At 50.5% G+C, this 18,730-nt stretch carries 13 protein-coding genes and 5 tRNA genes; 16 read left to right on the forward strand and 2 right to left on the reverse strand.

Annotation, left to right across the window (positions count from 1 at the left end; genetic code table 11):
• The first annotated feature begins 7 nt into the window (after positions 1-7).
• The 9 genes from gltB (at position 8) to corA (ending at position 13,478) form a co-directional block, all read left to right on the forward strand.
• Entirely contained in the window at positions 8-4,447 is a 4,440-nt protein-coding gene (gltB, locus tag LG219_RS10035; RefSeq protein ID WP_226764348.1) for a glutamate synthase large subunit, read from the forward strand.
• 79 nt (positions 4,448-4,526) lie between these two features.
• A complete protein-coding gene (locus LG219_RS10040) occupies positions 4,527-5,939 on the forward strand; it encodes a glutamate synthase small subunit GltD family protein (RefSeq protein ID WP_226764349.1) in 1,413 nt (470 codons plus the stop codon).
• A 124-nt stretch (positions 5,940-6,063) separates the two neighbouring features.
• Positions 6,064-7,344 (forward strand): GGDEF domain-containing protein, encoded by a 1,281-nt coding sequence (locus LG219_RS10045; RefSeq protein WP_226764350.1) that lies wholly within the window; start codon positions 6,064-6,066, stop codon positions 7,342-7,344.
• Positions 7,341-8,402, forward strand: a complete 1,062-nt coding sequence (locus tag LG219_RS10050) for a hypothetical protein (RefSeq protein ID WP_226764351.1) — start codon at positions 7,341-7,343, stop codon at positions 8,400-8,402. Before LG219_RS10045 ends, LG219_RS10050 begins: the two co-directional genes overlap by 4 nt.
• A gap of 128 nt (positions 8,403-8,530) precedes the next feature.
• On the forward strand, positions 8,531-9,130 hold the full coding sequence (locus tag LG219_RS10055) for a MarC family protein (protein ID WP_226764352.1): 600 nt from the start codon (positions 8,531-8,533) through the stop codon (positions 9,128-9,130).
• Between the two features lie 174 nt (positions 9,131-9,304).
• Positions 9,305-9,961, forward strand: coding sequence for a ribose-5-phosphate isomerase RpiA (gene rpiA, locus LG219_RS10060; RefSeq protein ID WP_250647276.1), 657 nt, complete (start codon positions 9,305-9,307; stop codon positions 9,959-9,961).
• A 104-nt stretch (positions 9,962-10,065) separates the two neighbouring features.
• Positions 10,066-10,767 carry a phosphate signaling complex protein PhoU gene (gene phoU, locus LG219_RS10065; protein ID WP_226764354.1) on the forward strand — a complete coding sequence of 234 codons (702 nt, stop codon included), beginning with the start codon at positions 10,066-10,068 and terminating at the stop codon, positions 10,765-10,767.
• A 162-nt stretch (positions 10,768-10,929) separates the two neighbouring features.
• Positions 10,930-12,423, forward strand: coding sequence for a Ppx/GppA phosphatase family protein (locus LG219_RS10070; RefSeq protein WP_226764355.1), 1,494 nt, complete (start codon positions 10,930-10,932; stop codon positions 12,421-12,423).
• A complete protein-coding gene (corA, locus tag LG219_RS10075; protein ID WP_226764356.1) occupies positions 12,372-13,478 on the forward strand; it encodes a magnesium/cobalt transporter CorA in 1,107 nt (368 codons plus the stop codon). The genes LG219_RS10070 and corA overlap by 52 nt, the downstream gene beginning before the upstream one ends.
• A 108-nt stretch (positions 13,479-13,586) precedes the next feature.
• Here the strand turns inward: corA and LG219_RS10080 are convergent, their stop codons facing one another.
• Positions 13,587-14,075: a DUF456 domain-containing protein gene (locus tag LG219_RS10080; RefSeq protein WP_226764357.1), complete on the reverse strand. Its 489-nt coding sequence runs from the start codon at positions 14,073-14,075 to the stop codon at positions 13,587-13,589.
• Between the two features lie 213 nt (positions 14,076-14,288).
• Between LG219_RS10080 and LG219_RS10085 the strand changes: the two genes are divergently transcribed.
• Positions 14,289-14,364 (forward strand) — tRNA-Phe (locus LG219_RS10085).
• Positions 14,365-14,421: 57 nt separating this feature from the next.
• Positions 14,422-14,497 (forward strand) — tRNA-Phe (locus LG219_RS10090).
• 172 nt (positions 14,498-14,669) lie between these two features.
• On the opposite strand, the gene ilvD is transcribed toward LG219_RS10090, so the two are convergent.
• Entirely contained in the window at positions 14,670-16,529 is a 1,860-nt protein-coding gene (ilvD, locus tag LG219_RS10095) for a dihydroxy-acid dehydratase (RefSeq protein WP_226764358.1), read from the reverse strand.
• A gap of 170 nt (positions 16,530-16,699) precedes the next feature.
• Here ilvD and lgt point away from each other — a divergent pair, with 170 nt between their 5' ends.
• The 5 genes from lgt to LG219_RS10120 form a co-directional block, all read left to right on the forward strand.
• The gene (gene lgt / locus LG219_RS10100) at positions 16,700-17,497 is read left to right on the forward strand and encodes a prolipoprotein diacylglyceryl transferase (protein WP_226764359.1); all 798 of its coding nucleotides are present in this window, start codon (positions 16,700-16,702) and stop codon (positions 17,495-17,497) included.
• Positions 17,498-17,623: 126 nt separating this feature from the next.
• Positions 17,624-17,709: transfer RNA gene (locus tag LG219_RS10105), tRNA-Tyr, on the forward strand.
• Positions 17,710-17,758: 49 nt separating this feature from the next.
• A tRNA-Gly gene (locus LG219_RS10110) sits at positions 17,759-17,832 on the forward strand.
• 7 nt (positions 17,833-17,839) lie between these two features.
• A tRNA-Thr gene (locus LG219_RS10115) sits at positions 17,840-17,914 on the forward strand.
• Between the two features lie 51 nt (positions 17,915-17,965).
• The coding region (locus LG219_RS10120; RefSeq protein ID WP_226764360.1) for an elongation factor Tu at positions 17,966-18,730 on the forward strand (765 nt) is incomplete at its 3' end.

Raw genomic sequence — 18,730 nt, forward strand, 5'->3', positions numbered from 1 at the left:
CGCTGTGATGGATAGACAAAGCTGGTTGAAGGGCACGTTGTACCGCCCGCAGTTCGAGCAAGATAGCTGCGGCTTCGGTTTGATTGCACAAATGGATGATAAGCCGAGTCATTGGCTGGTCTCAACGGCGATCAATTCGTTGGCCTGTTTGACTCACCGCGGTGCGGTGGCTGCTGATGGTAAATCGGGCGATGGCTGTGGTTTGCTATTTCGCTTGCCAAAGGGCTTTTTACGCGCGGTTGCTGCGGATAATGGCTACGTCTTAGCCGAGCAGTTTACTGCCGGCTTGGTGTTCTCAAGCCTCGATAAAACTGAGTCGGCCAAGTCGATCAGCAATCTCGTGTCAGCGCTTGAAAGCCAAGGCTTGCAAGTGGCAGGAGTTCGCGAAGTACCGGTTAATCTTGATGCGCTTGGCGCAGCGGCGATGCGCTCTTTGCCGACCATTCAGCAAATCTTTGTTAATTCGCCGGTTACCTTGTCAGAGCTTGATTTTGCTCGACGTTTGTATCAAGCGCGTCGCTTGGCAGAAAAAGCCAATACGGCTGATGCCGCTTTCTACATCCCAACACTCAACCCTTATGTGATGTCATATAAGGGCTTGGTGACACCAGAAAATCTACCGGTCTTTTATCTTGATTTAAAAGACGAGCGTTTTGCTTCGAGTATGGCGGTGTATCATCAACGTTTCTCGACCAATACGTGGCCACAATGGAAATTGGCGCAGCCTTTCCGTTTCCTCGCACACAATGGTGAAATCAATACGCTAACGGGTAACCGTGCATGGGCGCGTGCTCGCGAAGCCATCATGGACAGCAATGCGCTGGATATGGAAGCGATTCGCCCTATCGTGCAAACCAACGGTTCAGACTCAATGAGTATGGACAATATGTTGGAAAGCTTGGTGCTCGGTGGCGTGGATGTGTTCCGTGCTTTCCGTTTGATGGTGCCACCAGCTTGGCAAAACGTCGATACCAATGACCGCGACTTGCGCGCTTTCTACGAATACAACTCGCTGCACATGGAGCCATGGGATGGCCCAGCCGGTATCGTTTGGGCGGCTGGCGACTATGCTGGCTGTGCGCTTGACCGTAACGGTTTGCGTCCAGCGCGTTATGTCATCACCAAAGATCGCCACATCACCATCGCGTCGGAAATCGGCGTATGGGGCTACAAGCCCGAAGAAGTGGTGAAAAAAGGCCGTGTGAAGCCCGGCCAAATCGTTGCGGTGGATTTCAAATCGGGTGAGTTTATCGAATCTGACGTAATCGATAACAAGCTCAAAACCGCGCAGCCGTATCGCGCTTGGCTCAAAGAACACGCCCAGCATTTGGAAATGGCCGCCGACAATAGTCCGCTCGAAGAGATGGACAAAGCGACGCTGCTGACTTACCAAAAGCAATTCCAAGTAACATTTGAAGAGCGCGATCAAATCTTGCGTATCTTGGCCAATGACGGCCAAGAAGCGATTGGTTCGATGGGGGATGACACGCCGATGGCGGTGTTATCGACCAAAGTACGCTCGCCGTATGAATATTTGCGCCAACAATTCGCGCAAGTGACCAATCCACCGATCGACCCGATCCGTGAAGCGATTGTAATGTCGCTGAACACTTGCTTTGGCCCTGAGCGCAATCTGTTTGAAGATGGCCCAGACCACGCCAAACGCATGGAAGTGACTTCGCCAGTGTTGTCGACTGACAAATTTGCGGTATTGACCAGCCAGACGGATCCAGACTTCAAAACTGCACATTTTGCCTTGACGTTTGAAGGCGTGAGCTTGCAAGCAGCGATTGAAAAGCTGCAAGCCGATGTCATCGCCAGTGTGAATGCTGGCACGGTCATCATCGTGTTGTCGGATAAAAACATCGCCAAAGGCCGGATGCCGATTCCGGCGTTATTCGCCGTCGGTGCGGTACATCATGGCTTGATCAACGCCGGTTTGCGTTGCAAAACCAATATCATCGTTGAAACCGCGACGACGCGTGATCCGCACCATTTCGCCTGCTTGATCGGCTATGGCGCGACCGCAGTAGTGCCTTACCTTGCCTACCAAACGATCAAAGAATTGGTCGATATGGGCCAAGTGGAAGGCACGCTAGAAAAAGCGGCGAACAATTTCCGTAAGGGTATCAATAAAGGCTTGATGAAAATCTTGTCGAAAATGGGTATCTCGACCGTGGCTTCATATCGCGGTTCGCAATTGTTTGAAGGCGTAGGGATTGGTGAAGAAGTCATCAATTTGTGCCTAACTGGCACGGTATCGCGTATTTCTGGGGCTAACTTCGTTGATTTTGAAGCCGATCAAATCAAACTGAATAAATTAGCCTTCAACCCAATGCGCCCGCTGGCGCAAGGTGGTTTGCTTAAATACGTGTTTGGTGAGGAATATCACGCTTACAACCCGGATGTGGTGATGCAGCTGCAAAAAGCGGTGCAAGGCGGTGATTATAAGGAATACAGCAAATACGCCGCACTGGTGAATACCCGCCCTGTGGCCATGTTGCGCGATTTGATGGCATTGCAAATTGACCCAGCCAAATCGATTTCTATCGACGAAGTTGAGCCAATTTCATCGATTGTGAAGCGTTTTGACTCCGCCGGTATGTCGCTGGGCGCCTTAAGCCCAGAAGCGCACGAAGCGTTGGCTGAAGGTATGCATCGCCTTGGCGCTCGCTCAAACTCGGGTGAGGGTGGTGAAGACGAGGCGCGCTACGGCACGTCAAAAATGTCGAAAATCAAGCAAGTCGCCTCAGGTCGTTTCGGCGTTACGCCGCACTACTTGGTGAATGCTGAAGTATTGCAAATTAAAGTGGCACAAGGCGCTAAGCCGGGTGAAGGCGGCCAATTGCCGGGCGATAAAGTCTCGCCGCTGATTGCCAAATTGCGTCACAGCAAGCCGGGCATTAGCTTGATTTCGCCGCCACCGCATCACGATATTTATTCGATTGAAGACTTGGCGCAGCTGATTTTTGACTTGAAACAAGTCAATCCAGACGCCTTGGTTTCAGTGAAGTTGGTGGCAGAACCGGGCGTCGGTACCATTGCGGCCGGTGTGGCAAAAGCCTACGCCGATTTGATCACCATCTCGGGGTATGACGGTGGAACCGCTGCTTCGCCGCTGGCTTCAGTCAAATACGCCGGTTCACCGTTTGAACTTGGCTTAACCGAAGCGCAGCAAGTATTGCGTGCCAATGGTCTGCGTGGTCGGGTTCGCGTGCAAGCAGATGGTGGTTTGAAAACGGGTCTAGACGTGGTGAAAGCCGCGATCATGGGCGCGGAAAGTTTCGGCTTTGGTACTGGCCCGATGGTGGCTTTGGGTTGCAAATACTTGCGTATTTGCCACTTGAACAATTGCGCTACCGGCGTGGCAACACAAGAAATCAAATTGCGTAGCAAGTTCTTTATCGGCTTGCCAGAAATGGTGGTGAATTACTTCACCTTCATCGCCCAAGAAACGCGTGAATTGATGGCAGCGCTGGGTGTACGCACATTTGAAGAAATGATCGGCCGCACCGAAATGCTTGGTTTGATTGAAGGCGCGACTGAAAGACAACAAAAACTCGCCTTAGGTAGTTTGCTCAGCCAAGGCAGCACGCCAGATTCAGAATCACGCTTTTGCGTGGATGCGCGCAACCCAAGTTTTGATAAGGGTGAGTTGGCTGAAGAAATGGTCAAAGACGCATTGGCAGGCATTAAAGCCAAAACGCCACAACGCTTTGAATACGCTGTACGCAATATTCATCGCTCAATCGGTGCGCGTTTGTCAGGTGAAATCGCCAAAGCACACGGCGCAGATGGTTTGCCAGAAGGCACTTTGCACTTGAAATTGCACGGTTCAGCCGGTCAATCATTTGGTGTTTGGAATGCCAAAGGTTTGACATTGGAACTCGCTGGCGACGCCAATGATTACGTCGGTAAAGGCATGAACGGCGGCCAAGTGATTATCTATCCACCCGTGGGTAGCGAATTTGCGTCGAGCGACGCGGTGATTGCCGGTAACACGTGTTTGTATGGCGCGACCGGTGGTGAGTTGTTTGCTGCGGGTATGGCCGGTGAGCGTTTCGCGGTGCGTAACTCGGGCGCAACCGCAGTGATTGAAGGCGTGGGCGACCACGGTTGCGAATACATGACTGGCGGCTGCGTAGTGGTACTCGGTGAAACCGGTTACAACTTTGGCGCGGGTATGACCGGTGGTTTTGCGCTGGTTTACGATCCGAAGCAAAAATTTGCTTATCGCTACAACAACGAACTGATCGATACCAACTTGATCAACGGTGAAGCCTACGGTGCCATTCGTGCTTTCTTGAAAGACAAAATCACTGCCCACGTGGCGTTGACTGGGTCGAGCAAGGGCGCTGAACTGCTGGCGAACTTTGATGAAGCGGTCGATTACTTCTGGTTGGTGAAACCCAAAGTGGCCAAGCTCGACGCATTGCTAAAAGACTAATTTAGATAGGGAGTTGGCAATAGGGAGTGGGCGTGGTTTTACTCCCCATTCCCGACTCACCACTCCCCGAGGTAATACCATGTCAGATGTATTTCAGTTTCTGAATGTTGCTCGCAACCCTGGCGACAAAGTCGCGGTTGAGAAACGTAAATTTGTATTCAAAGAAATCTACACGCCACTTAATAAAACCAGCTCGGGTGAGCAAGCGGGGCGCTGTTTGTCCTGTGGTAACCCGTATTGCTCATGGGAGTGCCCAGTGCACAACCATATTCCGCAATGGTTGCAATTGGTTGACGAAGGCAAATTATTTGAAGCGGCTGAACTCAGCCACAAAACCAATTCATTGCCAGAAATTTGCGGTCGTGTTTGCCCACAAGATCGTTTGTGCGAAGGCGCATGTACCTTGAATCAAGTCGACGCCGGTGCGGTGTCGATTGGTTCGGTGGAAAAATACATTACCGACGAAGCGTTTAAAGCTGGCTGGCGTCCTGATATGTCGGGCGTGATTAAGACCGGTAAAAAAGTCGCCATTATCGGTGCTGGCCCAGCAGGTTTGGGATGTGCTGATGTGCTGGTTCGCAATGGCGTAACTCCGGTGGTTTTTGATCGCTACGAAGAAATCGGCGGTTTGTTAACGTTTGGGATTCCAGAATTCAAACTGGAAAAAGACGTCATCGCCACGCGCCGTAAAATCATGGAAGACATGGGCGTTGAATTTCGCCTGAATACTGAAATCGGTAAAGATATTGCAATCGACAGCTTGCTGGCCGATTACGATGCGGTATTCATGGGCATGGGCGCGTACAAATACATGAAAGGCGGCATTGCCGGTGAAGACTTGCCGGGCGTGATGGAAGCGCTGCCGTTCTTGATTAATAACGTGCGTAACTCGATGAATACACTCGGTGACGAAGCCTTTGTCTCGATGACGGGTAAGCGCGTCGTGGTGCTTGGTGGTGGCGATACCGCAATGGATTGCAACCGCACTTCGATTCGTCAAGGCGCAGCCAGCGTGATTTGCGCTTATCGCCGTGACGAAGAAAACATGCCGGGCTCGAAGCGCGAAGTGGCGAACGCGAAAGAAGAAGGCGTTGAATTCCAATGGAATAGCCAGCCGGTTCAAATCGAGCAAAACGCTGATGGCAGTTTAGCGCTGACTTTGGTGTCGACGCAATTGGGCGCCCCCGATGAAAAAGGGCGTCGTCGTCCTGAATTGATTGCCGGTTCTGAGCGTGTACTTGAATGCGATCACGTCATTGTGGCATTTGGGTTCTCGGTTGAACCTGAAAGCTGGTTTGACGCGCAAGGCGTTAAAACCGACGATTGGGGCCGCACGATCGCGAGCGACAAGCAAACTTTCAAACATCAAACCAGCAACCCGAAAATCTTCGCCGGTGGCGATCAAGTCCGTGGCGCTGATTTGGTGGTGCGTGCGGTCTATGAAGGCCGTAATGCAGCCGAAGGGATTTTGGAGTACATTGGCGCTTGGTAAGGCAATTGAAATAAATTAAGCCTCGCATTGCGGGGCTTTTTTTATGTATTGTCAATGTGTTGTCAGTCTGTGGTGTTGATTGAGCTGGCAGTGAGTGGATGATGGCTTTGGGTTTGGATAGGTAATGGATTATTTGGTTTTGGGCCGCAAGCTACTGCAGCAAGGACAGTCTCATCAGGCTTTGCAACATTTTCTTGATGGTTTGGCACATGCTCAGTCTGAGCAGAGTAATGAAGCCGGTTATTGGTTGGCAATCGCTGACATTGTGCATGACAGTGGTCAATTTGAACGTGCTTTAAGCTTGCATCAGCATGCGCTCGCTCTGGCTGACAACGAGGCACAATCTTGTTCGGCTTATCTGGGTTTGGCGGCTGACTTGTGGGCGATGGGCCAAGAAACGGTGGCCTATCCATTACAAGCGCAAGCTTTGGCGTTTCCGGCTTTGCAAGACGATGCGGTTTTATTGGTGCAGTCGGCGCGGCTGTATCAATTGCAGCAGCAATGGCCCGCCGCCTTAGCGCAATTGGAGCGGGCGGTGCGCCAAGTGGCCGATAGCGACAGTTTGGTTTTGCATTGGTCGATTTTATCGCTGTATTTACGCATTAATGAATCGCTAGATTTACCCGCGGCCATTGACCGAGCAAGCTCGGCGTTGTCGCATGCGGGATCGAGCGATTTACGTGGTTTATTACTGATTAAATTGGCGCAAGCGAGCCAAGCATGCCAGCAATATACCGCTGCGGTGGATTTTTATCAGGCGGCGATGCGGCATTCGGCGCAGCACAAAAAACCGCAACGACCACGACGCTTACGAGAAGTTGAGTTCAAATTGCAGCAAACGACGAGTGATATAGAAATCGATCTATTGCGCTTGAAAAATGCCCAGCAAGACGAGCAAGTGCGTTGGCTGGAAAGCGCTACTTATCGTGATGCGGTAACGGGCTTGCATAATTTGCGTTACTTAGACGCGCGTTGGCCCATTTTGTTGGCGCAGGCTATCGATAGCCCGTCATTATGTGTCTTGCACCTTGGGGTGGATCAATCGACGTATTTGCGTGAAGTGATGGGGGAGGCCATAAGCAATGATTGCAGCGTGCAGATTGCCCGCGTTTTGCAGTATTGCTTACCCGAAGGAGCCGAGTTGATTGCCGGCGGGCAGTTGGTGTTTAAATTGATTTTGCCGTTAACACCACCATCCACGGCAAATGAGTTGATTGCGCAGATTCAACACATGCTGGCACAACTTGATTTTAGCGATCTACCCGAAGCGCTCACGCTGAGTATGGGTGGAACGATTTACCAGCCGGGCGACACGGTTGACGTATTGCAATTGCGTGCTGATTTAGCCTTGTATTTGGCGATGCGCCATGGCGCAGGTGCCGTGGTGTGGGAGATGGCAGCATGACCGCACGTTTAGCATTATTAACTCAACTTGAAACGGTATTAAATTGCGCCGAATGTGGCTCGCCGCCTTTGCCCGATCAAGCTCAGCAATGGGTGGCAGAAAGCCAAGCCGATCCACGTTTACATGGCATGGCGCTGGATATTTTAGGGCATGCCCATCAGCATTTTAGCCAGCATCATGCTGCGCAAATTGCGTTTCGTGAAGCGGCGGCCAGTTACCGGCAAGCAGGGCAGATGGCGAGTTCGACCAACTCACTCTTGCTCTTAGCGACATCGTATTTGCTCAATGAGCAGCCTTTATTGGCGCTCGATCAATGGACTAAAGCGTTGTTGCAGGCCAAAAGTGCGCAAAACTTAGGTCAGTGTGTGCGGATTTATTTGGGCATTGGCCAGGTTTATATTGGTTTTCAGGACGATGAGGCCGCGCTGCGTTGCAGTGAAATGGCGCTCAAAATGGCGGTGGCGATTGCCGACCCGCTGTTAGAGTGTGATGCCTTGCTGTATGTGGCCAGTGATAACTATCGTTTGCAGCGTTATGCTCAGGCTTTAGAGGCGATCGCCCGCGCTGAACGATTGATGGAAATCCCATTGCACAATAAAGTTTGGGCGGCAGAAATTGTGTATTACCGTGGCTTGATTCATGGGCAACAAGGCATGTTGCAGCAGGCAAAGGTTGAATTGGCAACGGCTTATGATTTGCATTGCGCCAATGATAATTTATGGGGAAAGGCACATGCCTTAACTGGCTTAGGTGAAGTTTTGCTGCAATTGCAAGATAGTCAGGCCGAAGAAATCTTGTTGCAAGCACAGCAAATGACGTTGCAAGCGGGATTGCTGATTTTACAAACGCGCTGCTGTAAGGCCTTGATTGATTGTTATTTGGCTAAGCAGCAGGCCGAACGCGCCTTACCTTTTTATGCGCAACTTTTTGCACAGCAGTCGGCGCCAACATGGAAAATTAGCCCGACTCATCGGCAGAAAATAGTGCAGCTTGAAACACAAAGCCGCGTGTTACAACTGCAGAAAATACCCGCAACTTTGATGCATAAGCCAATCTAGGGGTATTGTGTCAAAATCCTTATTGCATAAACGCTTGAACAATATACCTATTAAAATTTGCAAAGAATAACTTGAATTTGATGGCTTTCCCGAATCAAATTTTTGTTTATTTGGATGTACACTGAGCTATGGCATCGCACACTTTTCTTTCCGCTTTTATTTTGCTGCTCTTGGTAATTGATCCTTTGGGCGGCATTCCTTTGTTTGTCGCAATGATGAAAAAAGTCCCCAAAGCACGGCGCTGGCGGATGATTATTCGCGAAGTCAGCGTCGCGTTTGTGGTGCTGGTGACTTTTATGCTGTTCGGGCAAAAATTCCTGGAAGTCATGCATTTGTCACAAACCTCGCTCGGTATTGCCGGTGGGGTGATTTTGTTTTTAATCGCGCTGCGGATGGTGTTTCCTCACCCCGATGGCGTTTTTGGCGACACCAGCGAGGGTGAGCCGTATATTGTGCCGCTGGCGATTCCTTTATTGGCTGGGCCATCGGCATTGGCCACGGTGTTGTTATTGGTTTCGCGTGATCCAGAGCGGATGGAGGTGTGGGTTGCCGCTTTGGCGTTAACCATGCTGATTTGCGCGCTCACATTGGCGTTCTCAGAAAAAATTAGCCAAGTGCTCGGCGCGCAAGTCACCACGGCATTTGAGCGTTTAATGGGCTTGATTTTGACGGCGATTGCGGTACAAATGTTACTCGATGGTATTCGGCAGTATTTAGATTCGCTTTGATCGCGATGTTTGGGCTGGGTGAGGCTGCTATTTGATGCGTCACAAGCTGCGTCGCGGTGTTCGGCGCTAGAATGAGTGGGTTGTTCGCGATGGGCTTGTACTGCGAGTCAGCAAACGTTAGCAGATCCCTTGGTGTAGTTATTTTTAATGGCGGCTAATCAGGAGTTGAACCACATGACACAGAATGAATTGAAAGAAGCGGTAGGCCGTGCAGCAGTTGCCTATGTGCCTGAAAATTGTATCGTCGGCGTCGGCACAGGTTCGACAATCAATTACTTTATTGATGCTTTAGCTGAAATCAAAGGCCAAATTAAAGGGGCGGTTTCTTCATCTGAAGCTAGCTTGCTGCGCTTAAAATCGCATGGAATTCCGGTGTTTGATTTAAACACCATTGATGACTTGCCGGTGTATATCGATGGTGCGGATGAAATCAATCATCAATTGCAAATGATTAAGGGGGGTGGCGCGGCGTTGACGCGTGAGAAAATCATTGCGGCGGTGGCTGGGCAATTTATTTGTATTTGCGATGAAAGTAAATTGGTTGATGTATTAGGGAATTTCCCTTTGCCGGTTGAAGTGATTCCAATGGCGCGCTCTTATGTGGCGCGGGAGTTGGTTAAATTGGGTGGTCATCCTGCTTATCGTGAAGGCGTGCTGACCGATAACGGTAATATCATTATTGATGTGCATGGTCTATCGATTAGTCAGGCCACGGTACTTGAAGCTCAAATCAATCAAATCGTTGGCGTTGTGACCAATGGTTTATTTGCCCATCGCCGTGCTGACGTGCTCTTATTGGGTACGGCTAACGGGGTGAAAACCATTAAATAAGCGCGCAGCGACGAATGACAGTTCGTCGCTCACGGGCAGATGAAACAGTACTGTAATAAAAAGCTGGTATTTTGCACCGATTAATACACTGGAGAAGCTGTGTCATGTCAGAACATATTTCAAAGCAATTTGATGCCGATTTAGAGGCAATTCGCTCCCAAGTGATGGGAATGGCCGGTCTGGTCGAAGAGCAAGTTCGCTTGGCAATGCAAGCTTTGGCGTCGGGTGATGTGGCGATCATCAATAAAGTGATCGAGCAAGAAACCCAAGTGAATCAAATGCACGTCAAGCTCGATGATATGTGTGTGCATATGATTGCGCGTCGCCAGCCTGCGGCTACCGATTTGCGGATGGTGATGACGGTGATTAAGTCGGTTGAGGATTTGGAACGCATTGGTGATAAAGCGTATCGAATTTGCAAACGGGCAAAAAACATTTATGAATCCGGTCGTTTGCAAGTGCCACGTTTTCATGACCTCAACCATATTGCCGATTTGGCGCTGGATATGTTGTCCAATGCGCTCGATTCATTTGCGCGTATGGATGCGGTGAGTGCGTCCGAAGTGATTCGGGCGGATGCGCAGCTAGATCAAGAATATCAAGCGCTGCATCGCCAATTGATTACCGTGATGATGGAAGATCCACGTTCGATTACCTTGATTTTGGATATTTTGTGGATTGCCAAAGCCATTGAGCGCATTGGTGATTTGGGGGTGAATGTCGCCGAGCACGTGATTTACTTGGTGAAAGGCCAAGATGTTCGCCATAAAACCCAAGAAGAAGTCGATCGCGTCGCTTTGCAGTAAGCCGATGCATCAGATTAGGGCGAGGTTTATTGCCCTAGCCTGAAAGAAGTAGTGTCTAATAAAGGGCGGCTGTGGCTGCCCTTTATGATTTGCGTTTGCCACAAACATGAGTTTTACGTATTGTTATGCCCGCAAACCCGCTACCTACTGGAGTTTTACTGAATGGGCGACTGTTCTGTCATTGCCGCCGTGGATCTCGGCTCCAACAGTTTTCGCTTGCAAGTCGCCCGTGTGGTTGAAGGGGCTTTGTTTCCGCTGGATTCATTGAAAGAAACGGTTCGTTTAGGCGCTGGTTTAGATGCTCACGGTTGCTTAACTGCAGAGGCGATTGCTGAAATGACCGCAGCACTGGCGCGATTTGGTGAGCGTTTAGCCGGTTTGCCGCCGCAATGCGTGCGAGCCGTGGCGACCAATACCTTTCGTATCGCTAGAAATAGCGCCGCTTTTTTACCTCAGGCCGAGGCGGCCTTGGGTTTTCCTATTGAAATCATTGCTGGCCGTGAAGAAGCGCGATTAATTTATATCGGTGCCGCGCATAGTTTGCCCAGTACGCGTGAGCGCCGCTTGGTGATTGATATTGGCGGCGGATCAACCGAGTTGATTATCGGTAGTCAGTATCGCTCATTTAGTACTGAAAGCATTCAGCTCGGTTGTGTGGGTTGGAGTGCGCGTTATTTTCCCGATGGTGTCATTACCCGTGAGCGAATGGAAACCGCCGAGCTCGCTGCGCGCGGGGCTTTCTTGCCCTTGGTACCCACGTTTTACTCGGGAGAATGGCAAAGAGCGATCGGGACTTCAGGCACGGCGCGTTCGTTAGCTGATATTTTAGAATTAAACGATTTATCACCGCTGGGGATTACTCGCGATGGTTTGGCGGCTTTACGCAGCAAAATGATTGCGGCTGGGCATATCAATCATTTGCAATTAAACGGTTTGCGCGATGATCGGCGCCCGGTATTGCCTGGCGGCTTAGCGATTATGCAGGCGGCATTTGATATGCTCGGTATCGAGCGCATGTCGATCACTTATGGCGCGCTGCGTGATGGCGTGCTGTATGACTTAGTGCAGCGCCAAACTCAATACGATGTGCGAGACCGAACGGTCGATTTCTTTCAGCGCCGTTACCATGTGGATGGACCGCAAGCGTATCGGGTGTCGCAATTGGCTGCGCAATTATTTGATGTGCTACGCGGTGAAACGCAAAGCGATGATGTCGTGCTGGCCAGAAATCTGACGATGGCCGCGGGATTACACGAGGTGGGGCGCTCGATTGCGCATGCTAGCTACCATAAACATTCGGCGTATATTTTGCAGCATGCCGATATGCCGGGTTTTTCGAAGCGGGAACAAAACTGGTTATCGCGGCTGGTGCTGGCGCATGCTGGTAGTTTGAGCAAACTCGCCGATCAAGAGATTCAACCTGCCGAGTGGGATGCCATTTTATGCTTACGCATGGCAGTACTGTTTTATCGTGCTCGCCTGGATGAGGCACCGCCATTGGGTTTGCTGTCGCATAGTGCGGACGGTTATTGCTTGGAATTAGACGCAACGTGGTTAGAGGCGCATCCACTCACGATGTATGCCTTAAATGAGGAAGTCACAGCATGGCAAAACATGGGCGTAAACCTAATGATTCGAGCCGTCGCCAACGTATAAAAGCGCATTTAAATTCAGATAAAGCCGGCGCAGCACCGGGTACTTTGCAATATGTTGGCGGCGTCGCGCCGGCGGCAACGCTGGCGACTTTAATTGAGTTTGGCCCTTTGCCGGGGGATTATCTTGCGACCAGTTTTAGCGATGTTGATGTAGGCCGAACTTTTCAACCGACGTTCCATACCTTATGGTTGAACGTGCATGGCTTAGAAAACATTGAAATCCTCAAATTAATTGGTCAGCGCTTCAAATTACATCCGCTGGTTTTAGAGGACATTCTGAATACCCAGCAGCGCCCTAAAGTTGAGCAATATCCCGGCTATTTGTACATCACCGCCCGACTGATGAATTGGGACGCCGATTGCGTCTCAGGCGAGCAAGTGAGCTTGATTGTTGGACGTGGTTTTGTGCTGACTTTTCAAGAAAAACCCAGCGGCACTTTTGCGGCGATTCGCGATACGCTTAAAAATAGTGAGTCCCAAATTCGGAAACTGGGTCCGGACTATTTGGCCTATGCCTTACTGGATAAACTGGTGGATCGTTATTTTTTAGTGCTTGAGCAATTGGGCGAGCGCTGCGAAGAGCTGGACGAAGCGATTAATAGTAAGATCCAGCCCGAGCAGATGGTTGAAGTACAGTCATTGCGGCGTAGTTTGCAGCAAATAAAGCGCAGTCTGTGGCCAATGCGGGAAATGCTCAATGTGCTGCAGCGCGATGACGCCGATTTTTTTCATAGTGAAACTCAGCTGTATTTGCGCGATGTGTACGACCATACGGTGCAATCGATTGAAACCGTTGAAGCGCTACGCGAAATGATTTCTGGGCTGCAAGAAATATATTTATCGCTGCAGTCGCAGCGACTCAATGAGCAAATGCGCCTACTCACCGTCATTACCACCATCTTTATGCCGCTGACGTTAATTGCTGGGGTGTACGGAATGAATTTTGATGTGATGCCAGAGTTACGCTGGACCTATGGCTACTACGCCGCTTTGGGATTGATGGGGGGCGTGGCGGTGTTTTTGGGCTTGTTCTTTTGGCTGCGCCGCTGGGTGTGATGGATTGGGTATATCTATGTTGGCTTTAAAAATAAAGACCTTGGTTGATATACCCACCAATCATACGGCAACGGCTGATATCTCAAGTCTGAATCCATCGGGAAGGATTTATATCCACCACGCCAGCAAAAACACTCCTAGCATGGCGAGTGCCAAACCGACTTTAGCGATCGCGCCAAGCAACATGCCGATGCCGCTGGCAAATCCGACTTTGCCGGCGTGTAGTAGATCTTTTCTGGCATAAAACTCACCGGCTGCAGCACCTAAAAACGGTCCGAGGATTAAACCGACTATCCCGCCTAGCATACCGACAATCGAACCTATTAAAGCGCCCCAGATAGCGTAGCGGCTCGCACCAACGCGTTTGGCCCCCATGGCACCGGCAATGTAATCGAGCGCGCTGGCGACGATCGTCATCAGCAATAACAAACTCAATGACGGCCAGCCAACGTGAATAAATTGATTGCCCCAGGCGATAAGTAGCATGCCGACAAAAATTAAAGGCGTGGATGGCAGTAAAGGCAATATGGTGCCGGCCAAACCAGCCAGAATCATGCCTGCGCCAAGTAGGTAGCTGATGATTTCAAACGTTTCCAAGATCGCGCTCCAAGGGGAATCAATTATTTTTAATCTGGGTTGGACTAGGTTAACGCTAAAAAGATGCTCAGCGCGTGAAAAATAATATCGCAATAAAACAGTCATTTATTGAATATCGTCTCCTTTGGTCTATAGAAAAGCGTGAAAGGAGTTGACGTAAGGCACGTGCTGGTGTTTAATTGCGGCTCTTCGAAACGAAGTAGTGTTTCGAGTGGCTCGTTAGCTCAGTTGGTAGAGCAGCGGATTGAAAATCCGCGTGTCCTTGGTTCGATTCCGAGACGAGCCACCAAGGAATTCAAGGGTTTAGCTGTAAGCTAGGCCCTTTTTCAAATGCTTAGTCAAGCATGGCTCGTTAGCTCAGTTGGTAGAGCAGCGGATTGAAAATCCGCGTGTCCTTGGTTCGATTCCGAGACGAGCCACCAGTATTTCGGTGTTAAACCCGAAGCAAAAACCCGCTAGCGCAAGCTCAGCGGGTTTTTTGTTTTTCTGGGGTATGTCTCGCTAGCCCTTGTTGCTTATGATTTGCAGGTCAATACCCCTTGGCAATAAAAAAGGCAGCGTGCGCTGCCTTTTGTCGTTTAAGTCGTGATCGATTTAGTCTTGACGTTCAACTTGGCTAACGTCACGCACGGCGCCAGTGTCGGCGCTGGTGGTCATTGCGGCGTAGGCGCGCAATGCGGGGCTGACCACGCGTTGACGCGATACCGGTTTCCAAGCCAGCTTGCCGCGTGTGTTCATTGCGGCGCGGCGCGCATCCAGTGCAGCGGCGTCAATTTTTAGGTTGATGGTGCGGTTTGGGATGTCGATTTCAATGGTGTCGCCTTCTTCCACTAAGCCAATCGCGCCACCTTCGGCGGCTTCTGGGCTGGCGTGGCCAATCGATAGGCCGGAAGTGCCGCCAGAGAAGCGTCCGTCAGTCAATAGTGCGCATGCTTTGCCGAGACCTTTTGACTTGAGATACGACGTTGGGTACAGCATTTCTTGCATGCCTGGGCCACCTTTAGGGCCTTCATAGCGAATAACCACAACATCACCCGCAACCACTTCATCGGCCAAAATGCTGGCGACCGCATCGTCTTGTGATTCAAAGACACGGGCGCGACCGGTGAATTTTAGGATGGAGTCATCGACACCCGCCGTTTTGACGATGCAGCCGCGTTCGGCAATGTTGCCGTACAGTACGGCCAGTCCGCCGTCTTGCGAGTAAGCGTGTTCTTTGTTGCGGATGCAGCCACCTTCGCGATCAAGGTCGAGGTCGGGGTAGCGCATCGATTGGCTAAATGCAATCGTCGTGGCGACGCCGCCAGGCGCTGCGCGGTAAAATAAGTGCGCCAAACTATCTGGGCCATTTTTGACAATATCCCATTGATCTAAGCCTTCGCCGAGTGTTTTGGCGTGCACCGTCGGTACGTCGCGATGAATCAGTCCGGCGCGCGATAATTCTGCGAGTAGGGCGATAACGCCACCGGCGCGATGCACGTCTTCCATGTGATATTTTTGTGTTGCGGGTGCGACTTTGGCAAGACAAGGAACGCGGCGTGAAATGCGATCGATGTCGGCCATTTTGAAGTCGACGCCAGCTTCGGAGGCGGCGGCGAGCAAATGCAGTACGGTATTGGTTGAGCCGCCCATGGCAACGTCCAAGCTCATGGCGTTTTCAAATGCTTCGCGCGTGGCGATTGAGCGTGGTAAGGCAGATTCATCGCCTTGCTCGTAATAGCGCTTGGCGAGTTCAACAATGGTGCGGCCCGCTTGTAGGAATAGCTGTTTACGGTCGCCGTGCGTGGCCAGCATCGAGCCATTGCCCGGTAGTGATAGGCCAAGTGCTTCGGTGAGACAGTTCATCGAGTTGGCGGTAAACATGCCTGAGCAGGAGCCACAGGTTGGGCAGGCGCTGCGCTCGATGGCGGCCACTTCTTCATCGCTGACTTTGTCGTCAGCGGCTTCGACCATTGCGTCGACGAGGTCGAGTTTACGTACTGCGCCATTCCAGTCGACCTTGCCGGCTTCCATTGGGCCGCCAGAAACGAATATCACTGGAATATTGAGGCGCAGCGCTGCCATCAGCATGCCGGGGGTGATTTTGTCGCAGTTGGAAATGCAGACAATCGCATCGGCGCAATGGGCATTGACCATGTATTCGACTGAATCGGCAATTAAATCGCGGCTTGGCAGGCTATACAGCATGCCGCCGTGCCCCATGGCGATGCCGTCGTCAACGGCAATGGTGTTGAATTCTTTGGCGACGCCACCGGCTTTTTCGATTTCGCGTGCGACCAATTGGCCCATATTGTGCAAATGAACGTGCCCAGGAACAAATTGGGTGAACGAGTTGGCGATGGCAATGATGGGCTTGTCAAAATCGCCATCTTTCATGCCTGTGGCGCGCCAGAGGGCGCGGGCGCCGGCCATGTTGCGGCCGTGGGTGGTGGTGCGAGAGCGATAAGTGGGCATGTCGATTCCTTGGGCAAAATTCAAAACACGTGGCCGATTGTATCGAAAAAAAGGAATTAGAGGTTTTCGAAGTCGGTTGCTTGTTGAATATGGCGCGAAAAGTGATTGAAGTTCTTGGTGAGACGGTATAATCGGCGGCTACTTTTCTGGCGTTAAGGCGAAATTTTATTATGTTTGTTCATCCGCAGTTTGATCCGGTGGCGATTAGTCTCGGGCCAGTTGGTGTTCACTGGTATGGCTTGATGTATCTGATCGGCTTTGTGCTGTTTGTGATGTTGGGGCGCTGGCGGATTCGACGCGGTAATCCACCGGGTTGGCAAACTTCGGAGATGGATGACTTGCTGTTTTACGGTGTGCTCGGGGTGATACTTGGCGGGCGCCTTGGTTACGTCTTGTTTTATAAGCCAGCATTTTATTTGGCCAATCCACTGGATATTCTCAAGGTATGGGAAGGGGGGATGGCATTTCACGGTGGCTTTTTGGGGGTTTTGGTTGCTATGGCGCTGTTTGGCCGAAAAACCAACCGAGATTTTTTCCAGGTGACTGATTTTATTGCGCCGTTGGTACCTTTGGGTTTGGCGGCAGGTCGAATCGGCAACTTTATCAATGGTGAGTTGTGGGGCCGTGTTACCGATGCCACGATGCCGTTGGCGATGATCTTTCCACAAGCGCACGATGGATTGCCGCGTCATCCGTCGCAGTTATATCAGTTCGCTTTAGAAGGTGTACTGTTGTTTATTGTGTTGTGGCACTTCTCTGCTAAGCCGCGTGCGGTTGGTCAGACATCGGCATTGTTCTTGATGGGTTATGGTGTATTTCGCTTTGTTGCTGAATATGCTCGCCAGCCGGATGATTTCCTGGGTTTGTTAGCGATGAATTTAAGTATGGGTCAGTTGTTGTGTGTGCCAATGATAGTCGCTGGTGCCATTTTGTATGTGTGGGCAACGCGACGAAACAAAATGCTTTGAAGAATTTGAGGTTATTTTCTTAATCAAATTAGGCCTTTAGTTGATTTTTTGTAGTTTGTACAATTTTTTTTGTCAAAAATGTTTGACGACTTGAGGGGCTGTGGTCATAATGCGGGCTCTCTTAGTGGCGGGGTTACCCCAGCGGTCAACGGGTCCGGACTGTAAATCCGGCGGCTCAGCCTTCGAAGGTTCGAATCCTTCCCCCGCCACCATTTTATAAGAGCTAATTAAAGTTTAGAGAACGAATCAGTTATTAAGTATGCGGGTGTAGCTCAATGGTAGAGCAGAAGCCTTCCAAGCTTACGACGAGGGTTCGATTCCCTTCACCCGCTCCAGTTTATTGCCGATGTAGCTCAGGGGTAGAGCACTCCCTTGGTAAGGGAGAGGCCATGAGTTCAATTCTCATCATCGGCTCCAGTCAATTGTCAGTTATTAATTTATTTCAAGATCTCGAAAAAGGAATAAGCGATGGCTAAGGAAAAGTTTGCACGGACTAAGCCTCACGTTAACGTGGGTACAATCGGTCACGTGGATCATGGTAAAACAACGCTGACAGCTGCAATTACAACAATTCTGTCGAAAAAATTCGGCGGTATTGCTAAAGATTACGCATCTATCGATTCTGCACCAGAAGAAAAAGCACGTGGTATTACGATTAATACTGCGCACGTTGAGTATGAGACTGAAAAACGTCACTACGCTCACGTTGATTGCCCGGGTCACGCGGATTATGTGAAAAACATGATTACCGGTGCGGCGCAGATGGATGGTGCGGTATTGGTGGTTTCTGCTGCTGATGGTCCTATGCCACAAACCCGCGAGCACATCTTGTTGTCTCGTCAGGTTGGTGTTCCATACATCATCGTATTCATGAACAAAGCTGATTTGGTTGATGATGCTGAGTTGCTTGAATTGGTTGAAATGGAAATTCGTGATTTGTTAAACAAATACGATTTCCCTGGTGATGATACGCCAGTAATTACCGGTTCTGCGCGTTTGGCGTTGGAAGGTGATCAATCAGAATACGGCGAGCCGGCAATCTTCCGTTTGGCTGATGCTTTGGATACTTACATTCCTGAGCCAGAGCGTGCAATTGATGGTACGTTCCTGATGCCAGTTGAAGATGTGTTCTCAATCTCTGGTCGCGGTACTGTTGTGACTGGTCGTGTTGAGCGCGGTATTGTTAAAGTGGGTGAAGAGATCGAGATCGTTGGTATTGTGCCAACAGTTAAG

It is taken from the genome of Deefgea salmonis, from assembly GCF_020531905.1.
Lineage (GTDB): Bacteria > Pseudomonadota > Gammaproteobacteria > Burkholderiales > Chitinibacteraceae > Deefgea > Deefgea salmonis.